Source organism: Plantactinospora solaniradicis (assembly GCF_042658085.1).
Lineage (GTDB): Bacteria > Actinomycetota > Actinomycetes > Mycobacteriales > Micromonosporaceae > Plantactinospora > Plantactinospora solaniradicis.
Window position 1 is genome coordinate 35,250 of the sequence record NZ_JBHSPR010000056.1, and the last position, 18,475, is coordinate 53,724.

The 18,475-nt window shown below is 73.7% G+C and carries 10 protein-coding genes; 8 read left to right on the forward strand and 2 right to left on the reverse strand.

Annotated features, from left to right (window positions below):
* Positions 1-5 precede the first annotated feature (5 nt).
* The 8 genes from ACFP2T_RS39280 to ACFP2T_RS39315 all read left to right on the forward strand — a co-directional run bounded on the left by ACFP2T_RS39280 (position 6) and on the right by ACFP2T_RS39315 (position 15,026).
* A complete protein-coding gene (locus ACFP2T_RS39280) occupies positions 6-8,033 on the forward strand; it encodes a WXG100-like domain-containing protein (protein WP_377431470.1) in 8,028 nt (2,675 codons plus the stop codon).
* Positions 8,030-8,581 (forward strand): hypothetical protein, encoded by a 552-nt coding sequence (locus ACFP2T_RS39285; protein WP_377431472.1) that lies wholly within the window; start codon positions 8,030-8,032, stop codon positions 8,579-8,581. The genes ACFP2T_RS39280 and ACFP2T_RS39285 overlap by 4 nt, the downstream gene beginning before the upstream one ends.
* Position 8,582: 1 nt before the next feature.
* Complete coding sequence (locus tag ACFP2T_RS39290; RefSeq protein WP_377431474.1) at positions 8,583-9,266, forward strand: hypothetical protein; 684 nt, start codon at positions 8,583-8,585, stop codon at positions 9,264-9,266.
* A gap of 10 nt (positions 9,267-9,276) precedes the next feature.
* Complete coding sequence (locus ACFP2T_RS39295; RefSeq protein WP_377431476.1) at positions 9,277-9,828, forward strand: hypothetical protein; 552 nt, start codon at positions 9,277-9,279, stop codon at positions 9,826-9,828.
* A gap of 142 nt (positions 9,829-9,970) precedes the next feature.
* Complete coding sequence (locus tag ACFP2T_RS39300; RefSeq protein WP_377431478.1) at positions 9,971-10,111, forward strand: hypothetical protein; 141 nt, start codon at positions 9,971-9,973, stop codon at positions 10,109-10,111.
* A gap of 172 nt (positions 10,112-10,283) precedes the next feature.
* A complete protein-coding gene (locus ACFP2T_RS39305; protein WP_377431480.1) occupies positions 10,284-11,531 on the forward strand; it encodes a type VII secretion protein EccE in 1,248 nt (415 codons plus the stop codon).
* The gene (locus ACFP2T_RS39310; protein ID WP_377431482.1) at positions 11,528-13,222 is read left to right on the forward strand and encodes a right-handed parallel beta-helix repeat-containing protein; all 1,695 of its coding nucleotides are present in this window, start codon (positions 11,528-11,530) and stop codon (positions 13,220-13,222) included. The genes ACFP2T_RS39305 and ACFP2T_RS39310 overlap by 4 nt, the downstream gene beginning before the upstream one ends.
* A gap of 169 nt (positions 13,223-13,391) precedes the next feature.
* Positions 13,392-15,026, forward strand: a complete 1,635-nt coding sequence (locus ACFP2T_RS39315) for a serine/threonine protein kinase (RefSeq protein ID WP_377431484.1) — start codon at positions 13,392-13,394, stop codon at positions 15,024-15,026.
* A 7-nt stretch (positions 15,027-15,033) separates the two neighbouring features.
* Here ACFP2T_RS39315 and ACFP2T_RS39320 read toward each other — a convergent pair whose 3' ends face one another.
* Together ACFP2T_RS39320 and ACFP2T_RS39325 are read right to left on the reverse strand one after the other, a co-directional pair.
* Positions 15,034-17,334 carry a transglutaminase-like domain-containing protein gene (locus ACFP2T_RS39320; protein ID WP_377431486.1) on the reverse strand — a complete coding sequence of 767 codons (2,301 nt, stop codon included), beginning with the start codon at positions 17,332-17,334 and terminating at the stop codon, positions 15,034-15,036.
* Complete coding sequence (locus ACFP2T_RS39325; RefSeq protein WP_377431489.1) at positions 17,331-18,473, reverse strand: DUF58 domain-containing protein; 1,143 nt, start codon at positions 18,471-18,473, stop codon at positions 17,331-17,333. Before ACFP2T_RS39325 ends, ACFP2T_RS39320 begins: the two co-directional genes overlap by 4 nt.
* Between the last annotated feature and the right edge of the window lie 2 nt (positions 18,474-18,475).

The following is an 18,475-nucleotide window of genomic DNA, read 5'->3' on the forward strand; positions in this document are numbered from 1 at the left end:
ACGGCATGGACCTTCCCGAGCCGCCCGACCCGAGCGGGTTGTGGGAAGAGGTCAAGGCGCTGGCGAACCCCTGGCCGCAGGACAGCGAAACCCAGGCGTACGCCCTGGCGGACGCCCTGGATGCCGCCGCCGGGGTGATCGAGCGGGCCAACCTGGACGTCCAGGCGATCGCGCGTCAGGTGCCCGGGGTATGGATCGACGAGGCGGGATTCGCGTTCGCGGAGACCCTGCGGGTTCTCGACGCCGACCACCTCCCGCTGGTACTGGCCCTGCGCCAGCTCGCGTTGGGTGCCCGCGAGTACGGCCAGGTGATCCGTGAGACGAAGATCAGCATCTGGCTGGAGATCGGCGCCAACGCGGCGATGTTCGTCGCCCTGTTGCCCATACCCGGCGCGAGTAGCCTGGTGGCGGCCCGGGTCGCCGGACGGCTGGCCACATTGGTGGCGGAGCGGGCCGGCCAGGTGGCGGCCAGCGGGCCGCTGCAGGCGGCCAAGCATGCCGCCGTCCAGTCTGTTCTCGGTGCCGGCTCGGAGATCGGGAACGAGGCGGCGACGCAGCTCATCAGCATGGCCACCGGCACCCGGGACCGGCTCGACGTCAAGGACGTGGTCATCGCCGGTGTTGCCGGTGCCGGCGGGGAGGTGCTCGGGGACGCTCTCCGGAGGGTGGCCACCGGCGCGATCATCGATACCGTACAGCGGGGTCTCGAACGGGTCGGCATGCCCTCGCCGGTCGCGAGCCATCCGGCGATCGCCGCCGAGGCCGTGGTCAACAACGGCCTCACCTCCACTACCACGGGTTATGCCGCCGAAAAGGCCGTGAACGGCGAATGGGCCGCCCTGGCGGACGTCGACGGCTACGTCGGCGCGGTGCGGGACGGCGGACTGAGCGCCGGGGTCATGGGAGCGGGCGCGGCCAACAGCCTGCATCTCGGCATGCAACTGCACCAACTCGGCGCGGCGCCTTCGACGGGACCCGCCGTCGGGACCGGGTCGACAACGCTGCCCGCCGACGGAAATCCGCCGTCCCCGCAGACCGCGGCGCCACCGTCGAATCAGGTAGCCGGGCCACCACCGCCCCACCAGGCCGCGACCCCGCCGCCGTCCAACCAGCCCGTGACCACGCCATCGAACCACGCCGTGACCCCACCGCCCCACCAGGGCGTGACCCCACCGCCCCACCAGGGCGTGATCCCGCCGTCAAACCAGGGCGTGACCCCGCCGCTGAGCGATGGCGGCTCGGTCGAGCAGGACCCCGGCCGGCAGGAGCAAGGTGCGCCACCCGCGACCAGCACCGCTCCTGCTACGAACGCCCCGGACGCCGGTATCCGCAGCTCGATGCCGAGCGACGCCGGCCCGACCGGATCCGGTGCCTCGGCGCCGGTACGGTCCGAGACCGCTGCCGGTCCCACCGTGACCCCGTACCAGCCGTCCGGCGTGGAGGCCACCGCGCCCCACTCCGGGACTGCCACCCCCTCGAGCGCCTCGGGTGCTACGGCTGCGTCGGGCGCTGCGGATGCCCTGGGTGCTGGGGATGGCCCGATGGGTACGGCCTCGGACGGCGGCACACCGCTCACCGGACCGGCGGCGGCCAACCCGGCTGGGCCGATCGCCGCACCGATCGCGCACACCGCCGCACACCCGACCGGCCTGGGCGGGGCGCCCGCGGCCGGCGGACCACCGGCAGGGCACTCCCCGGTCGTCCCGGCCGGGCCTGGCGCGGGTACGGCCGCACCGGTGGGCACCGCCGCGTCCGCGACCGCTGGTCCGGCGATAACCGGACCTGGCCCGGCGGCCGGTATCGCGCCCTCCACCGCTGCCGGCCCGACCGGACCGACGGCGATCGGTTCCAGCACGCCGACCGGACCCGCCACGACCAGTACCGCCGCCGCCCCGGCGAACCCCGCCCCGGCGAATCCATCGGCGGCGGGCGCACCGACGGTCGTGCCGGCCGGCCCGGCGACCAGTCCCACCGATCCGCAGCGCGGTTCGGGTACCGGCCGAGGACGGCACGGCACCGCCGCCAGCTCGCCAGACCCGGATCGCGGCGGCGACGACCGGCAGGGCGAACTCTTCGCGGAGACGGCCAGCGCCGGCTCGACGGAGCCGACGACGGTTGGCATGCCCGCCGGCCCCGGTTCGGCTGCGGTCCGGGCGCTCGCGTCGGGGGCGCCCGCCGCCCGCCCCGGGGCGGACCCGCCGGCACCCCGGACGCCGCCCACGCACACCCGGGTCGCCGGCCCACCCGGGCCGACCGGTCGGGCTGCCGACCCGGACACCGCCATCCCGGCAACCGTCGACGCCACTGCGCCCAGGCCGGGCCACCCAAACCCGCCGGAGCCGGAGCCGGAGGGCAGCGAACCGGACCGCGCGGCATTCAACCTGGCGCTCGACGACGTGCTGCCTCGACTGGACAACTGGTTCGCCAGCCTCCGGCGCGAGGGCGACGCGCTGGTCGCGGTCACCACGGACGGCCGGCATGCCCGCTCGGTACCGCCGGTGCTGGATCCGGGGAACCATCCGTCGGTCGAGGCGTACCAGCGGGCGGTGGCCCGGGCGGTACTGCACGAGTTGTCGACCGCCGCCGTACGCCCCGCGACGCCAGGGGCCCGGGTCGTTCGAGCGGCGCCGATCACGGGCGGGTCGGGTACGGCCCCTGCCAGCCCTGACCCACGACGGATCGCCGGCCCCGGTGCCGAGGGGCCGGGCCGGGGGAACGGGTTCGCGGAACTGGCCGACGAGCACGCTCGGTTGGGCGACGCGCTCGACGCCGAACTGGCGCGGCACGGGCTGCGCCGGGACCCGGACAGCGATCTCGTGCGGGGTGCCACCCTCGACGGGCAGGACCCGCGCGGGGTGTTGGCCGGCGCCCTCGCCGCACGCGCGTTCGGCGGGGCGGACCTGCGTACCGAACTCGGCCGTCGACTGCCAGGGGCGTGGTTCACGCCACTGCGTGACGGGTTGGCGGACCTTCCGCCCGACCGGGCGCGGCAGGTGCTGGCCACCGAGGTTCGCGCCGTGCTGGACACCCTGGCCCGTACGGCGCCCGGCGCTACCGCGTACCTGTTGGTCACCGATGCTGCCGGCGCGCAGCGTGGCTACGCGTTGCTGGACCGGCCGCAGGACGGTCAGCGCATCGTGCTCGGCTACGACCCGCAGACCGGCCGGGAGGCACCACTCACCGACGGCGCCGCTGACGCCGTCCCGATCGGACAGTTCCTTGCCGCCCTGTCACCGGCCCGCGCCGAGGTACTGGTGCTCGACGCCCGGCCGATGTCCTGGGACGACCCCCGGGTTCCGGACGCGGCCCGGGCGCTGCGGGCCGGCCGACAGGCGGCCGAGGCGGCAGGACGCCTGGGAGTACGTCCCGCCACGTCCACCGAAGGGCATCGGGCGGATCGGCCACGGACCGCCCTCTCCCGTCGGCGTGCCTCTCGTCACCTCGTCACCTCGGCGCACTCCGGATCGCACGTCGACAACTCGCACACCGCCACCACCCTGCCGGGAGCGCCCGCGCACGCTGGTCCGGTCGATCCCGAAGGGGTGTTCGGAGAACTGCTGCGGGCGCTGCGGGCACATGGTTCGCCGGTAACCGATGCCACGTCCTTCGCGGCGGTCCTCCGGTTGCCGGGCAGACCGCCGCTGCGGTTCAGGGTGGGCACGCCACCCGAGGGCCAGCGTTCACACCGGACCGACGTCGTCATCGACGGCGAGACCTTCACCGAGGTCGTGGTCTCGGCCGACCCGCCCGCCGGCCCGACCCGCGGCCGGTGGGTGGACCGCGTCGTGGGCCATGAGCTGGACGAGGACGCCGCCCTGCGGAACGAGGGCTTCGTGGCCCGGGCAAAGGCGAAGCTGCGATCGTCGGCCGGCGGACCGGCGCACCCCGACGCGTTGCGGCGCGGGGCCGATCCGTCGCTGGCGGAGCTGAGCCCGCACGACGTGGGGCACCGGACCGAACTCAGGTTCCTCGTGGCGGAGCTGAGGGCGGCTCCGGCGGAGAGCGTGGACGACATCGAGGTCGAGTTGGGCCTGCTGCTCGACCACCTCGGCATCGGGCGCCCACACCCGGATGACCCGGACGCGGAGTACTCCGACCGCCGGCTGGCGATGTTGGGCCTCACCGACGACGAACTCGCGGCGGTTCACCCGCTGCTGCCTGACTATGCCGGCTGGCGCTCGATGGGGCGCCGGGTGGCGCACATGGAGCGGACCGGCGAGGTCGGGTCCATCGAGGCCGGCGACGGGACCACCGTCACCGTGCGGTTCTCCCGACGCCCCGACCAGGACGGGACCGGGTTCACGGTCCGGCCGCCGGAACCGCTTCCCGGCCCGGACGGGGTGCCCGCGCGGGACCCCGACGGGCAGGTGCGGATGGCCCCCGCCGAGGTGATCTTCGACCGGCAGGCCGACGTCCGGGAGTTGGCGCGGGACGTCGTCGAGCGCCTGCGGACCGAAGTGGAGCCACCTACCTTCGTCCCGTGGATGTCGCGGGTTCTCTCGTCGCCGGAGTCGCGGGTGAACACGTCGGCGGACTCGATTCGGCTGGCGCGGGCGTACCACTCCGCGAGAACCGCCATCGAGGACGGCCTGGCGGCGGTCGACGGGCACCGGCTCTTCCTGCGGCAGCCGGCGTGGCCCATCGGTCCCCCCTGGCACGGCGAGGGGCATGTCGTCTGGGTCGACCGGTCCCGGCAGGAACGGCCGGCCGACGAAGGCCCCCTCGCCGTGGAACTACGGTTCGGTCCGCTGCCCGCGGGTCAGGCGTACCGGGTGGACCCGGTGGCCGATCCCGGCCCCGGAAGGACGCGTCAGGTCCGGGTTGTCGTCGCGGACGTCGTCCGGCCGGACCACCTGACGGCAACCGTCGCCGAGGCGGTGGTGCGGGCGGTCGAAACGGTGATGCACGGCGACGACGCGGGCGTACGCGCGGCTGCCGAACTGGCGCAACGGATGGGCGATCGCAACCTCGTGGTGGGGAATCTCGCCAGGGCGGGACTGCTCAGCGACCAGCCCGGATCCCGCAAGCGCGTCAAGGAGCTGCGGAACTGGCTCGCTGGGATGGCGGATCCGACCATCCCGTTGCGGATGTTCGACACCGGCGCCGTGCGGGGCGGCGACGCCACGCTGCAATCCCTGCGGTGGGCGCTCGACACGGCCGCGGAGAGCTTCACGCCCGACGCCGTGGCCGGTGCCGGGATCCACGACCTGCGGCACCGGGTGGCGACGGTACGAGTTGACGACGCCCGCTACCAGGTGCCGATCAAGGTGACCCGTCCAAACCGACGCGGCTACGCCGTACGGCTCGAACCCGACCCGAACGCTCCGCACGGCTACCGGCTGCTGGTGCGCTCGGACGCGAGCGAGGCGGCGATCCTGGTCGAGACCGCTGGCGCGCTGGCGCAGTTCGGCACTCTCGCACCCGCGGCCAACTCCGGCCAGACGGTCGACGAGGCGGCGAAGAGGGTGGCCCGCAAGGCCGCCCGGGATGCCCGGGTCGAGGTGCTCACCTCGCTCTACCGGGTCGCCACGCGGGCCGAACGGATCATGATCGATCGGTACGTCGAGGCGACCGTGCCCCGCCGGTTGCATGCGGCCATCCACCTGAGGCTGAGCGAGGTGGCTGGGCGCAGGGGAATCAAGATCGACGGGCCGCTGGTTGCCCGGGTGGGACGCAAGCCGTACTGGCCGGCCATGCTCCGTCGGCTCGTCTCGTCGGTCGGCAGCGGCGGCAACAGCATGGTGGTGGGCGAGGAGTTCGGCCGCGACCCCTCCGGCATCATGACGAGCGTGGTCTCGGGCGTTGCCAGCAGCATCTTCCAGGCCGACGCCGACTCGAGGCTCGGCAGCGCGCTGCCGACCGTCAGGCTCGTCGCCGACACCGACAAGTCCCTGGTCAAGGAGGCAGGCAACCCACCCGGACGCGAGCGGGGCGACCCGATCACGAAGAACGTCAAGAAACGAACGCCGGCCGCCCTCGCCGGCACCACCGCGACCGCGGCCATCCAGTCCCGCAACGGGGACGTGGAGAAGACCGTCGGCGGCAGTTCGATCACGCTTCTCGCGTCGCTCCTCCAGGCGGTCGCGGACAAGGCCGCCGATCCCCGCGAGTTCGACGCGGTCAGGAAGCGCGACGCCCTGGAGAAGCAGGAGCCGGACACCGTACGCAACCTCGGGGCGAAGAACGTCTACCACCGGGTCCGAAAGCTCTACGACGAGAACCCGACGCTCGACAGGCAACTGGAACACGAACTGCGAGCGGCTCTCACCCACCTGGAGCAGGCGATCCAGGAATCCGTGGACGAGGTCAGCGACAAGCTGGCGGCGTTGGCGCGGCGCCGTAGCGTGGTCGTCCAGCCGGCCAGGCACCTGTGGAACCGTACGGGTGGGCGGGTGTCCGACTCGTGGAGATTCCAGTCGCCGCCAGGCATGACGTACGAACTGGTCCACCTGCCGAAGGCGAGGGCGGCCCTCCCGGTCAATCCGCTCCGCGTCGGATCGCAGCATGCGCTGATGCAGGTGGCATCGCTGTACCTTGGGTTCGCCACCACCCCGCAGCTGCTCACCGCGAACATGCTGATGCAGGCGGGGCGTGGTCTCGGCTACGGGGCCGGCTGGACGCCGCTGTCGGCGTGGGAGGCCGGCGACAAGACGGCGGCGGCCAGCGCCAGAGCCCTGTACCAGCTCAGGGAATCCAAGCAGATGATCGACGAGCTACTCAGCGGCGACCGGCATCCGGAGAACCACCTTGGCGTTCCGTCCGGCCGCCTCGCGATCGTCAAGCAGGTCATCCAGGACCGTTCGGCCACCGTGCTCGAGGGTGAAAACGGAAGAGTCGGGATCCCGCAGGAGCAGTCCGGCCGGTCCCAGTCGGTCAAGCACGTCACGGGTTTCGTCGGCGGGGTGGCCGCGGCGACTCCGCTGCTCTGGGCGGGAATTCCGATCGGTGATGAGCTGGTCTGGCTGGTCGGGCAGGTCGGTTACACCGCGCTGTACGCCCTCGGTGAGGGAGTCATGCGGGTGGCCACCCCGATCATCAAACAGATCGACGCGGAGACGCAGCTTCAGGCCGAAGCCGCCCGGCTCCCGTTCACGCCGCTGGAGGTCGCGCAGGACGTTACCAGGATGGCCAGGCAGGCCGCCGAGGCGACCGAGGAGATCACATCGATGCCGGTACCGGACGACACGCCGACGGCGTCCCTCGGCAGCAGGTTCGCCAGGGGCACGGTCCGGGCGGGGCTCGGTGGTGCACGGCTCTTCGCCGCCGGTACGGCGTTGCGGCCGGGCGACAATCCCCCCGGGCCGTTACTCCTGAACCGCCAGGACGCAGTGCAGGTCAACCTCCTGGTCGAGCACGCCCGGTACCTGGACCGGGTCGCGGCGGCGGAGCAGGACGATCAACGGGTACCCGTCGGCCTGAATCCCGTCATGCTGCGGGGATATCTGCGGCACGGGATGGAGGACCTCGGTCTGCTGGTGGAGCAGGCCGGTTCGGCCGCGCGCTGGGAGGCCGTGGTCAGGGACGCCCGGCTCCGGTTCGGTCTGGACCTGGACGCGGAGACGGAACTGGGCACGCTGCGCGCCGACCCCGAGGGTTGGGGAACCGACGAGAGCTGGGACAGGGTGCGTGAGTGGCTGGACAGGCAACATGACGGCGACAAGGTGGGGTACGGCGTGACCCGGGCGCTCGACGTGATGACCCGGAAGGGGTGGTTCAGCTCGGATCCGGGTACGCCGGGCGGCCCGCGCCAACTGCGGCTCGCCCCGGAAGACACGGTACGGGTCGGCACCGAGCACGGCCGGTTCGAGCTGCGGGTGCGATCCCGGCAGAACGGGCCTGACGGCGGCCTGGCCGTGCTCGAACCCCAACCGGACGGGCCGCACGGGCTCTACGTGGATCCCGAGGTCATCGCCGATCCGGACCGGCTGGCGGTGGTGCTGCACGGCGCCGTCAACACCTGGCTGGTCGACCGGTTCCGCGGCGCCGCGGCCCTGGTCATCCACGATCCCGGCGAGCGGATTCCGGCACCGTGACGACGCCCATCGCCGGACTCGTCGCGGTCGGCCACTACCTGGGCCGCTTTCCCGCCGGCGGAGAGCGGTGGTGTCACGAGGTCCGGCGCGGACCGGTCGTCGAACGGCTCACCGAGATTGAGGCCAGGGCCTGGGCGGCACCCGGCGAGCCGACCCACCAACCGTCCACTGCCGACGCGCTGGTCGGCCGCGGCCTGCTGGTGCCGGTGTCCTGGGACGACGCCACCGGGTTCGCCCGCGCGCACCGGCTGCTGCCGCTGCTGTCGGGGCTCGGACCCGACCCGGACGACCCGGGCCGCTGCCGGATCGGCACCTTCGGGCAGCCGATCGTCAGCGTGGACCGGCTTGGCTACGACCTGTGGGCAGAAGCGGGCGGCCGCCCCTCGCTGTGGGACGGCTGCCGCCGCTACGCCGCCGCCACCGCCGAACCGGCTCTGACCGATCCGTCCGCGGTCCTCGTCGCCCTGCTGGACCGGCTCGACACGCTCACCTCCACCGGCGCGGCCTGCCTCGACCTCGCCGTACCCGCCGTACCCGGACCGGAATGACATGGTCGACAGCACACTCCTGATGTTTCCCGTCGGGCACTACCTCGGGCCGACCGTCGACGCGTCCGGGCCACCGGACCTCGGTCCGCCTCCGGTCGCGGTGCGGCACGAAACGCCCCTCGCCCCGCACCGGGTACGCGTCGCCGGGCGGATCCGTTCGCTGCCGGGCGGCGACCCGTACACCCTCTGGCTGCTCGCCCACGGCATCGCCGGCGGACCACAGCCCTGGACCCCGGCCCAGATCGCCGCCTCGGCACCGTGGCTGACCGTGGCCCGATTCGACCGGGCCGTCGCCGACCTCGTCGAGCGCCGGCTGCTGCTCGTCGTCGACCCCGACTCGGCCGACGCCTTGGCCATGGCCATGGCGTACCGGTGGAACAGCACGCTGCACGGTCACGGCATGCGACCCGAATGGCCCGGCCGGTACGGCATCGGTGGGCCCGACGGGCCATGGATGCTGGTCGACAACCTGGTCCACGACATCTGGCGGTGGGCACCGGTCACACCCACGCTGTGGGACGCCTGCGAAGCTCTCGCACCGGCGTACCTGAATCCACCCACCGACGACGATCCCACCGTGACGGGGCCCGACGAGATGCTGCCGCACCTGCTCCGCGGCCTGCACCTGCTGGTCTGCTCCTACGCGGGCTTCCTCGACGAGGCGTGGGAAGACCCGCGTGCATAGCATGGGCGGCATGGCGTTGCGGCTGGCGCGGACGAGCGCGGAGGCGCACCTCTACATGGAGCTGCACCCGTGTGAATCGTGTGGACAGACCGGGTTCGACCCCGTCGGCTCGGTCGTCGAGGCCGACGGTGACCTGGCCCGCCGGTACACCGGCGACTGCCTGTCGTGCGGCGCGCCCCGCGAGTTCACGTTCCGCGTTCCCGACGAGATTCCGCCGGCCGGCGACGACGTCCCGCGATTCGGCGACGATCGGCCGTCCGAACTGCTGGATGCGGGGGAGTGGCTGTGGCTGGCCGACATCCTCGCCAGCGGCACGCCGCCCGACCCCGCCCGACTGGACGCCCGGCAGCGGCGGCAGACCCGGATGGACCTGCTCACCGCCGCATCGGCGCTCTCCGAGGTGCTGAAGTTCGTGCCGACGGGTGCCGAAGCGGTGCCGACAAAGACCTTGTGGAGCAGCCGAGGACGCGCGGTCCACCGAGCCGAGCCGAACCGGTTCCGTCGAATCCACCTCGAGGCCACCCGGGACACCTGTCGCGGCATCGCGGCACGGTTCAGCTGAACCCCGGTCGTTCGCGTCCCGCGCCACGGCCGCACCCGCCCAGCGCCGCGTCGTACGTCATGGAAACCTCATGTGTTCTGTCCGATCGTGTGTCCGGCGGCGCGAACGCGTCGTCCGGCCACGACGGACAGAGTGAGGACCGGTGCGCTCTCCCCTGGTGATGGCCATCCTGGCCACGACCGTCGGCCGCGCGGTGGCCGGCATTCCGCAGCCCGAACCGACCGGCCCGGTACGGGCCACCGGCGAATCGGCGGGACGGGAGGTCGACCGTGGGCGCCGCTGACCATGCGGCCGATCGCGCCGCCACCGGGTCAACCGACCCGTCGCCGGATCAGGCGGCCACGTCGACGAACCCGTCACCGCATCGGACGGCCGTGTCGCCGGCCGTGTCGCCGGCTGCGTCGCCGGGTCGGGCGGGCACGTCGCCGGCCACATCAACAGCCGCCGGTCAGGGCGTGCCCGCCGCTTCGGTACGGGTCGCCGTGGCCACCGCCGGACTGACGGTGGCGGCGGCCCGGCGGGCCACCGTTCCGACGCCCCGGGCGACCCCGCACGCCCGGACCCTGGCCCTGCCCCGGACCACTCCGACACAGCCCCCGGACCGCGCAACGGCCACCGTCGGGCCGCCGCGGTCGGTGACCCCGGGCGCCGGTCGGGGCAGGCAGTTTCTCGCCCACCTCAACCTGATCCAGGTCGTCTGCTGGCAGGTCGCCCTGCTGGCGGTGGTGCTTGCCGTCCGCCAGCCGTGGCCGGTGCTGGTCTGTGTGTCGGTCGGTGCGACGGTACTGGTCGCGCTGACCACCGTACGGATCGGCGGTCGCTGGCTCCACCAGCACGGGGTACTCGCCGTCGGCTATCTCTCCCGCGACCGACGCCGCGATCTGCCCGAAGGCGACGGGAAGACCCCGGCCCTGCTGGACCTGCTGATCCCGAACTGCACGGTGCGCGCCGTGGAGACCGGCTACGGGCTGGCCATGACGACCAGCCACCGCAGCGGTCTGACCGCCGTGCTGCGACCGCGGGACGGCGACCCGGAACCGGCCGTCGACCGGTTGCCCACGCCGACGGCGCTCATCGCGCTCGTCGACGGGCAGCAGCGCGCGGCAGGTGCCCAGACGGTTTACCACGCCGGAATCCGCCGCGACACGCCGGCGAAGGTGTGGCTGGCCGTACACGCCGCCCGTAGCGTCGAGACACCGGGCGACGACGAGCTGACGCTGGTCCTGCGCAATGCCGTACGTCGAGTGCGGCGCGCGCTGGTCCGCGCGGGCGTACCGACGGAGCCGCTGACCGAGGAGACGGCGTTCGCGGTGATCGCCGGTCTCGCCCACGTCAGCGGCGGACGCAACGAGGTGCGCGAGGACTGGCGGTTCTGGCGCGCCGGCCCGGTCTGTCAGGCCACCTTCCGGCTGTCCGGGTGGCACCGGCTCGCCGACCCGCAGGCGAGGAAGCTCATCGCCGAGCTGCTCACGGTGACCGTCGGCGTCGCCGTCACGGTGACGGTCGGCGCTCGTCCGGACCACGACGGACCACGGGTGAACGCCGTGCTGCGGCTCGCCGGGACCACCGAGGCCGCCGTCGAGGCGGCAGTCGCCGCCACGGCGGTACGCGCCACGCCGTACGGCGTCGGGCTCGCTCGACTCGACGGCGCGCACTCGCGGGGCGTGGCCGGGTCGCTTCCGATCGGAGTGTTCGTGACATGACCCCACCCGTTGAGAACAGTGGTCCAGCGGAGACGGACCCGCCGACGCCCGGCTGGGATCCCCGGACGCTGCTGGTCGCGCCGGGGCGGCACGGCGCGTACCACACGATCGGCGCGGCGCTGCGGGACGCACCGGACGGCGGCGTCATCTCGGTCGCCGACGGCAGCTACCCGGAGACGTTCGAGCTGCTGGACCGCTCGCTGACGGTACGGGCGTTCGACGGCGCGACGGTGCTCCTGGACGGCTCCGGTGGCGACTGGCCGGTGCTGGACGTCCGGGGCGGATCGTTGACCCTTGCGGGGATCGACGTGCGCGCGAGCGTGGCCGCCCTGCGGGTCGAGAACGCGAACCTGACGGTCGAGCGGTGCCGGGTCAGCGCCTCGGTGGGTCCGGCGATCAGCCTGCGCGGTTGCCCCCGGTTCGTGGTGAGCCGATGCACGGTCTCCGGGTCCGTCCAGGGGATCGTGGTGGAGAGTTCGTCCGGCCGGATCGACGACACCTCCGTCGACGACGTGGCCAGCGACGGTGTGGTGGTCGGGCTCGGCGCCGATCCGGAGATCCGCAACTGCACCATCTCCGGCTGCGGTCAGCGCGGCATCTACGTCTACCAGTACGCCCGACCGCTGATCGAGGGCTGTGACATCTCCGGGACCACCGGTGCCGGCATCGAGGTGGCGCACCAGAGCCGACCGACCGTACGCCGGACCCGGGTCCGGGACGTGCTGGGGGTCGGCATCGCGTTCGGCCCCGGCTGCGCCGGCTCGGTCGAGGAGTGCCAGCTCGACAACACCGCCGAACCCGGCATCCTGCTGGCCGAGGGCGCCACGCCGACCGTGCTGGAGCCCGTGCGCCGGCCCAGCGCCACCGGCGATGCCGGACTCGACGACCTGCTCACCGAGCTGGACGGCATGGTCGGGCTGGCCGCGGTGAAGGCGGAGGTCCGAGCGCTGGTCGACGAGATCCAGGTCAACGAGTGGCGCCGCAAGGCGGGACTGCCGGTGGGCACCCTCAGCCATCACCTGATCTTCGCCGGGGCGCCCGGGACCGGCAAGACCACCGTCGCGCGTACCTACGGCAAGCTGCTCAGAGCGCTCGGCGTGCTCGCTCGGGGGCAGTTCCGCGAGGTCTCCCGGCGCGATCTGGTCGGCCAGTACATCGGGCACACCGCGGAGAAGACCGCGCTGGTGTTCGAGGCGGCCAAGGGCGGCGTGCTCTTCATCGACGAGGCGTACACGCTGTCCAGGCAGGCCGGCTCCGGCGGTGACTTCGGCCAGGAGGCGATCGACACCCTGGTGAAGTTGATGGAGGACCATCGGGACGAGGTCGCGGTGATCGTCGCCGGGTACACCGGCGAGATGACCGACTTCCTGGCCGTCAATCCGGGTCTGGCCTCACGATTCTCCAAGACCGTCGAGTTCGAGAACTACAGCCCGGAGGATCTGCTGCAAATCATCGGCAGAATGGTCGGCGACGGCGACTACCTGATGGACGGCGAGGCGCATCCGGTCCTGCTGGACCACTTCGCCCGGATCTCCGGGGATCCCAACTTCGGCAACGCCAGGGAGGCCCGCCGGCTCTTCGAGGGGGTACGCAAGGCGCAGTCCCAGCGGCTGCGCGCACTCGGCCGGATGCCGAACGTGCTCGAGCTACGGACGGTGACCGCCGAGGACGTACTGGCGGCGAGCGCGTGACCGGTCGAGCGTGATCCGGGGCGGTACCTCCGTGGAGTCCGGGGGTACGGCAGCAAGCTGCCGCCATTTCTCGGCGCGGCTGCGGCGTTGCCTAGGATGGGGCGACCGGCCGCAGGGAGAACGGACGCGGCAGCCAGCGGAGATCGGGCCGGAGAGGACGACCACCACCATGACCACCGATCCGGAACACGGCGAGTTGGTCCCGCTGGGTGACGGTCCGGTGGCCACGGTGCTGGCGGGCGTGGACGCCACCACCGGCGAGGCGTTCGCGTTGAAGGTCTTTCCCGGCAGGCTCGACCGGCGTACCCGGGCGAAGCTGGACCGCGAACTCGCCCAGCTCTCCGCGGTACGGGCCCACGCGCCCGTACTCGTCGCCGATCGGGTGGAGGAACGCCCCGACGGCCGCTGCGCCCTGCGCATGGAGCTGTGCACGCAGTCGTTGCCGGAACTGGTCGACTCGTTCGGCCCGCTCTCCGTGCCGGACACGTTGGTGCTGGGTACCGTGCTCGCGGCGGCCCTGGCGGCCACCCATGCGGCGGGGCTCGTGCACGGCGGAGTCACCCCCGGGAACGTGCTGTTCCGGCCATCGGGCGAGCCGGTGCTCTCCGACGCCGGCCTCACCCTGCGGCACGCGTTTCCCCGCGACCCTCTGTCGGCCGTGGACTTCCTGCCGCCGGAGGCCGTACGGGAGGGCTCCGCCGACGAGCGATCCGACCTGTACGGCCTCGGCGCGGTCCTCTACCTGGCCCTGTCCGGAGGCCCGCCGCACCGGGGCAGGCGCGGTGAGGAGCCCGGCGCACGCCTGCTGCGCCTGCTCGGTACCCCGGTACCGCCGCTCGATCGCGCCGGAGTTCCGCCCGAGCTGGTCGGGCTGGTTTCCGCGCTGCTGACGAAGGACCCGGCCGCGCGTCCGGTCTCCGCCGCCGGGGTGGCCGAACAGTTGGACGCGTTGCGGGTACGGGTCGCGCGGCCCGACGAGTCGTCACCCGTGAACCAGGAACCGACGGCCGCCGACCACGAAGCGGCACCCCCGGACCAACGGCCAACACCCGACGGCCACCAGGCACCGCCCCCGGGCCAACAGCCGACGCCCGCGGAACAGCGCGGGTTCGACGACTTCGCCACGCCCGGCTCAGCCGGAGCAGCACCATCGGCCCCCCGGGCCGAGCCGCCGAGCCCCGAGGAGCGGGCACCGAGCCCCACCGAAGCGCCGAGCCCGGTGGTGGAACGGCAACCCCCGGTAGCAGTGCCGCCGACAACCCCCGGACCGGAGGCGCCGCCGCCAGCTGAGCCGGCGAGCACCGCCGCAGACCCTTCCACCGCGGCACCGCGCCCGCACGGCAAGCCGATTCTCGTCTTCGGCGCGAGGGGAGCGCGGCGGCGCGCCGTCGCCGTCCGATCCGTGCTGGCGGCGGTCAGTGGCCTGACGCTGCTCACGGCGGCGAGCACGCTGCTCCTGCTGAACCGGCCGGGTGAGCTGACCGTCCCACCCGCTCCCGCACAGGTCGGGGCGGCCAGCGGGGCGACCGCCCCGGCCAGGGCGGTACGGCTGGAACTGGCCGATCCCGCCGACCGGGGCAACTTCGTGGAACTGTCCTGGCACAGCACCGAGCCGCTGGACTTCGCCGTGATCGTCGCCGCCGAGGGCGAGCGGGCCGGGGTGATACTCGCACAGCGCAACAACACGTATCGGGTGCCGGTGGACCCGGTACGCCGGTACTGCTTCCTCATCCAGGGCAGCGACGGAACCCAGGTGTACGAGAGCCAACCCAAGCCGATCCGCGGAGCCACCTGCGTGAAGTGACGGCGGCTCAGCGGCGCGGCGGCAGCAGGACGCGCGGATCGAGCAGGGCGCGCAGCCGGGCCCGCCAACCGCGTCGGGCCAGCCCCCGGCGTACCGCCCGGACGGCGGCCCACGCCTCCCGCCCGTCCCGCTTCTCCGGCGCCGCTCCCGACCACAGTGCCCGGTCCACGATGGCAGCCAGTCGACGGATCTCGTCCGTCGTGGTCCGATCGGCGACGACCGTCGCGGTGCTGGCCAGGTCGCGTACCGTCATCCCGGCCGACACCGCGACTCCGTGCGCGCGTAGCCGGTCACGGACCTCCGTCCAGGCACCCACCACGGCGCCCGCGCCCGGCCGGCGCCGGCGTCGCCAGGCCCGTCCGGCCGTCGCCGCGGGTACTCCGAGCAGCCACAGCACGAGCAGCGCCGCCGGCACGCCCAGCAGTACCGGCGACGCGGCGGCGGCCGGTACGCCGCCGCCGTCCGCCGGGGCCGCGACGGCCCGGCCCGGCGCCACCGGCGGATCGCGGAGATCCTCCGGTGCGGGCAGTTGGGCCCGTACCTGCGCCGCGGCCGCGGCCAGCCCGGCACCGGGGGTGGTGTTGGTGGCCGACGGGGCTCCGGCCGGGTCCAGCGGCACCCAACCGACGCCCCGCACCGCGACCTCGGGCCAGGCCAGCACGTCGCTGTTGCGGACCGTGTGCCGCCCGTCCGGGTCCGGTCCGGCCGGGGTACGGAACCCGACGACCAGCCGCGCCGGGATGCTCTGGATCCGCGCCAGTGCCACGTACGCGGCGGCGATCTGCTCGGTCGTGCCCCGCCTGCCGTGCAGCAGGAAGTCCGTCAACTGCGGCCAGGAGTGCCCGGTGGGCAGGTCCTGCCCGGTCGCCAGCCGGTAGTTCTGCCGGAAGAAGCGTTCGAGCACCAGGGCGGCCTGGAAGGTCGGGCGCAGTCCACCGGTCGCCCGCTCGGCGAGTTCCGCCACCCCGGGCGGCACCGTACCGACGCCATCGAGCCCGTTCGGGGCGAGCGGGTCGACGGCGCCGGCGGCGAGCGCCGCGGCGTTGATCTCCGGCTGCCACCAGGTCAGCGTGTACCTCGCGGCGCCGCCCGAGCCGGACAGCAGCAGCGAACCGTGTTCCTCCTCGACCAGCGGGTCGACCCCGCGTACTCCGGCGGGCCAGGTCTGGCTCGGCAGCCACGGACCGGCACCGACGTCCAGGACGTCGATCTCGGCGGACCGCTCCAGCACCGGTACGGTCACCGCGGGTCCCGGCCGCAGTTCGGTACCCAACCGCCGGTACCGGCCGCCGGGCTGCCAGTTGACGCCGTCGAAGGTGTCGAGCACCACCAGAGGCCAGCGGTCCACGCCGGCCGCGCCGCTCACCCGGAACACGGGGGTGTCGGGGTGGCCGAGCCGGTACGCGATCTCGTCCAGCGGGCTGGCCAACCGGGTTTCGGTCAGCGGGGCCAGCCGGTCCTCCCGGAGCGAGTATTTCGCCGGCACGGTCGGCGGTAGCAACCCGGCGAGGATCACTCCCACGACGGCCAGCGCCGTCGGCGGGACGACCCGCGGCAGCAGCGCCGCCAACCGCTCCCACCCCGACCCCACCGACCCGCCTCGGAGCCGCCCCGTTCCGCCCCGGGCGCGACCCGCCCCGTCCTCGGCGCGACCCGTCCCGTCCGTAACCGAATCCGTTTCCCCTGGAGCGCGATCCGTTCCGCCCCGAGCCCGGCCGGCCGGGCCGTACGCGGCCAGCAGGGCTCCCGCGATCGCGGCGTAGCCCAGGGCCGCGACGACGGCCGGGCCGGACGGCAGCGCGGAGTAGAACTGGCTGAGGAGTACGACGGCGAGGCTCGGGGCGAGCGCCAGCAACGGGCTGTCCAGCCGGTGCAGCAGCTCGACGCCGAGCACGCCGGCGAGCACCACCAGCAGCGGGACGAACAGCAGCAGCGCCGGCTCCGGCCGGGCCGGCCAGGTCGACTGCAGGGCGAGTTGCCAGGAGTCGGTGACCCCGGCGGCCAAGGCGCGCAGCGTCCGCCCGGTGGGCAGACCGGCCACCGTGCTGGACCACAGCACCGTCTCGACGACGGCCAGCAGACCGGCCAACCCCAGCAGCAGCGGCCGCCAGGGCAGCAGGACCGCGCTCCGGGCGCAGGCCAGCGTCGCCAGCAGTATCGTCAGCGCCGGCCCGCCGATCGGGAGCAACAGCGCCGGCACGCCGAAGACCGGTGCGAAGAGCAGCCCCGCGACGGCCGCCGCGGCGACCACGTACGCCGTGGGCAAGCCGCGAAGCGGCGCGGGTACGGCCTGAGGCGGCGCGTTCATCCGATGATCTCGTTCCACCTGAGTATCGCCTCTTCGGCGCTGTCCGCCCGGAGAACCCGGGCACCGGTCACCGGGTCGGTCCGGGCGTCCGTACCGGCCAGGACGAAAACGGCGATCGTCGAGAACCGCTGCCGTAGCCGGGCCAGCGCGGCGGGCGGCGTCTTCCCGGCGGTGACCACCACCAGGTAGCCGCCGATCGGGCCGCCCCCGACCAGCGATTCCGGCACCAGGTCGGGGTGGCGCCCGTCGTCCCGCCTCAGCTCGCACAGCTCGTCCAGCAGCCGGCGTACCGCCGGCGCCCCGCCGGGGGTGGGCAGGTCCAGTCCGGACGAAGTGACCAGTCGGGTGTGCTGCCCGGCCCGGGCGGAGACGCCGAGCAGGGACGCCGCCAGATCCACCGCCTCCTCGAACCGCTCGGCGGTCAGCGCCTCGGAGCGGGTGTCGAGCAGCAGGGTGAACCTCGGCTGTTCCGGGTCGGCCAGGTCGCGCACCATCAACCGGCCGGTTCGGGCGGTCGCCTTCCAGTGCAGGTGCCGTACCTCGTCGCCGGGGAGGTACTCCCGGACGTCCAGGAGATCCACGGATCCCCGCAACGCACCGTCGGTGCTGGGACCGTCGTGGTGGTGCCGGGGGTAGCCGGCCACCGGCGCCCGCGCCGGCAACTGCCGTGGGTGCACCCACAGGGTCGCCGTCCCGCCGGCCCGCAGCTCGCCGTGGGCGAGCCCGAACGGATCCGCCCGGTGCAGCACCAGCGGGCCCACGGTGAGCCTGCCGCGGGTACCGGTCGGCAGTTCGTAGTGCCGGACCGCCTCGGCCCCGGGGCCCAGGGCCCGGAACCGGACGGTTCGGATGGTGCTTCCCGCGACGTCGGTGGCCAGGAACCCGGCCCGGCGACCGCCACCCGGGTTGCGGACCCGGAGGCTGGCCAGCGCCGGTGCGCCCCGTTCGACCCGGTCGGGGTAGACCGACCGCCGCACCTCGACCCGCAGGCGGCGGATGGTGAGCAGGACGGCGGCCAGCACGGCGCCGAGCAGCACGGCGCCCAGCGCGCGCAGCAGCGGATATCCGCCCCAGAGTCCGAAGGCGAGCAGCGGCACCGCGACGACGAGCACGGCGACGCCGCGGCGGGTCAGGCGCACGA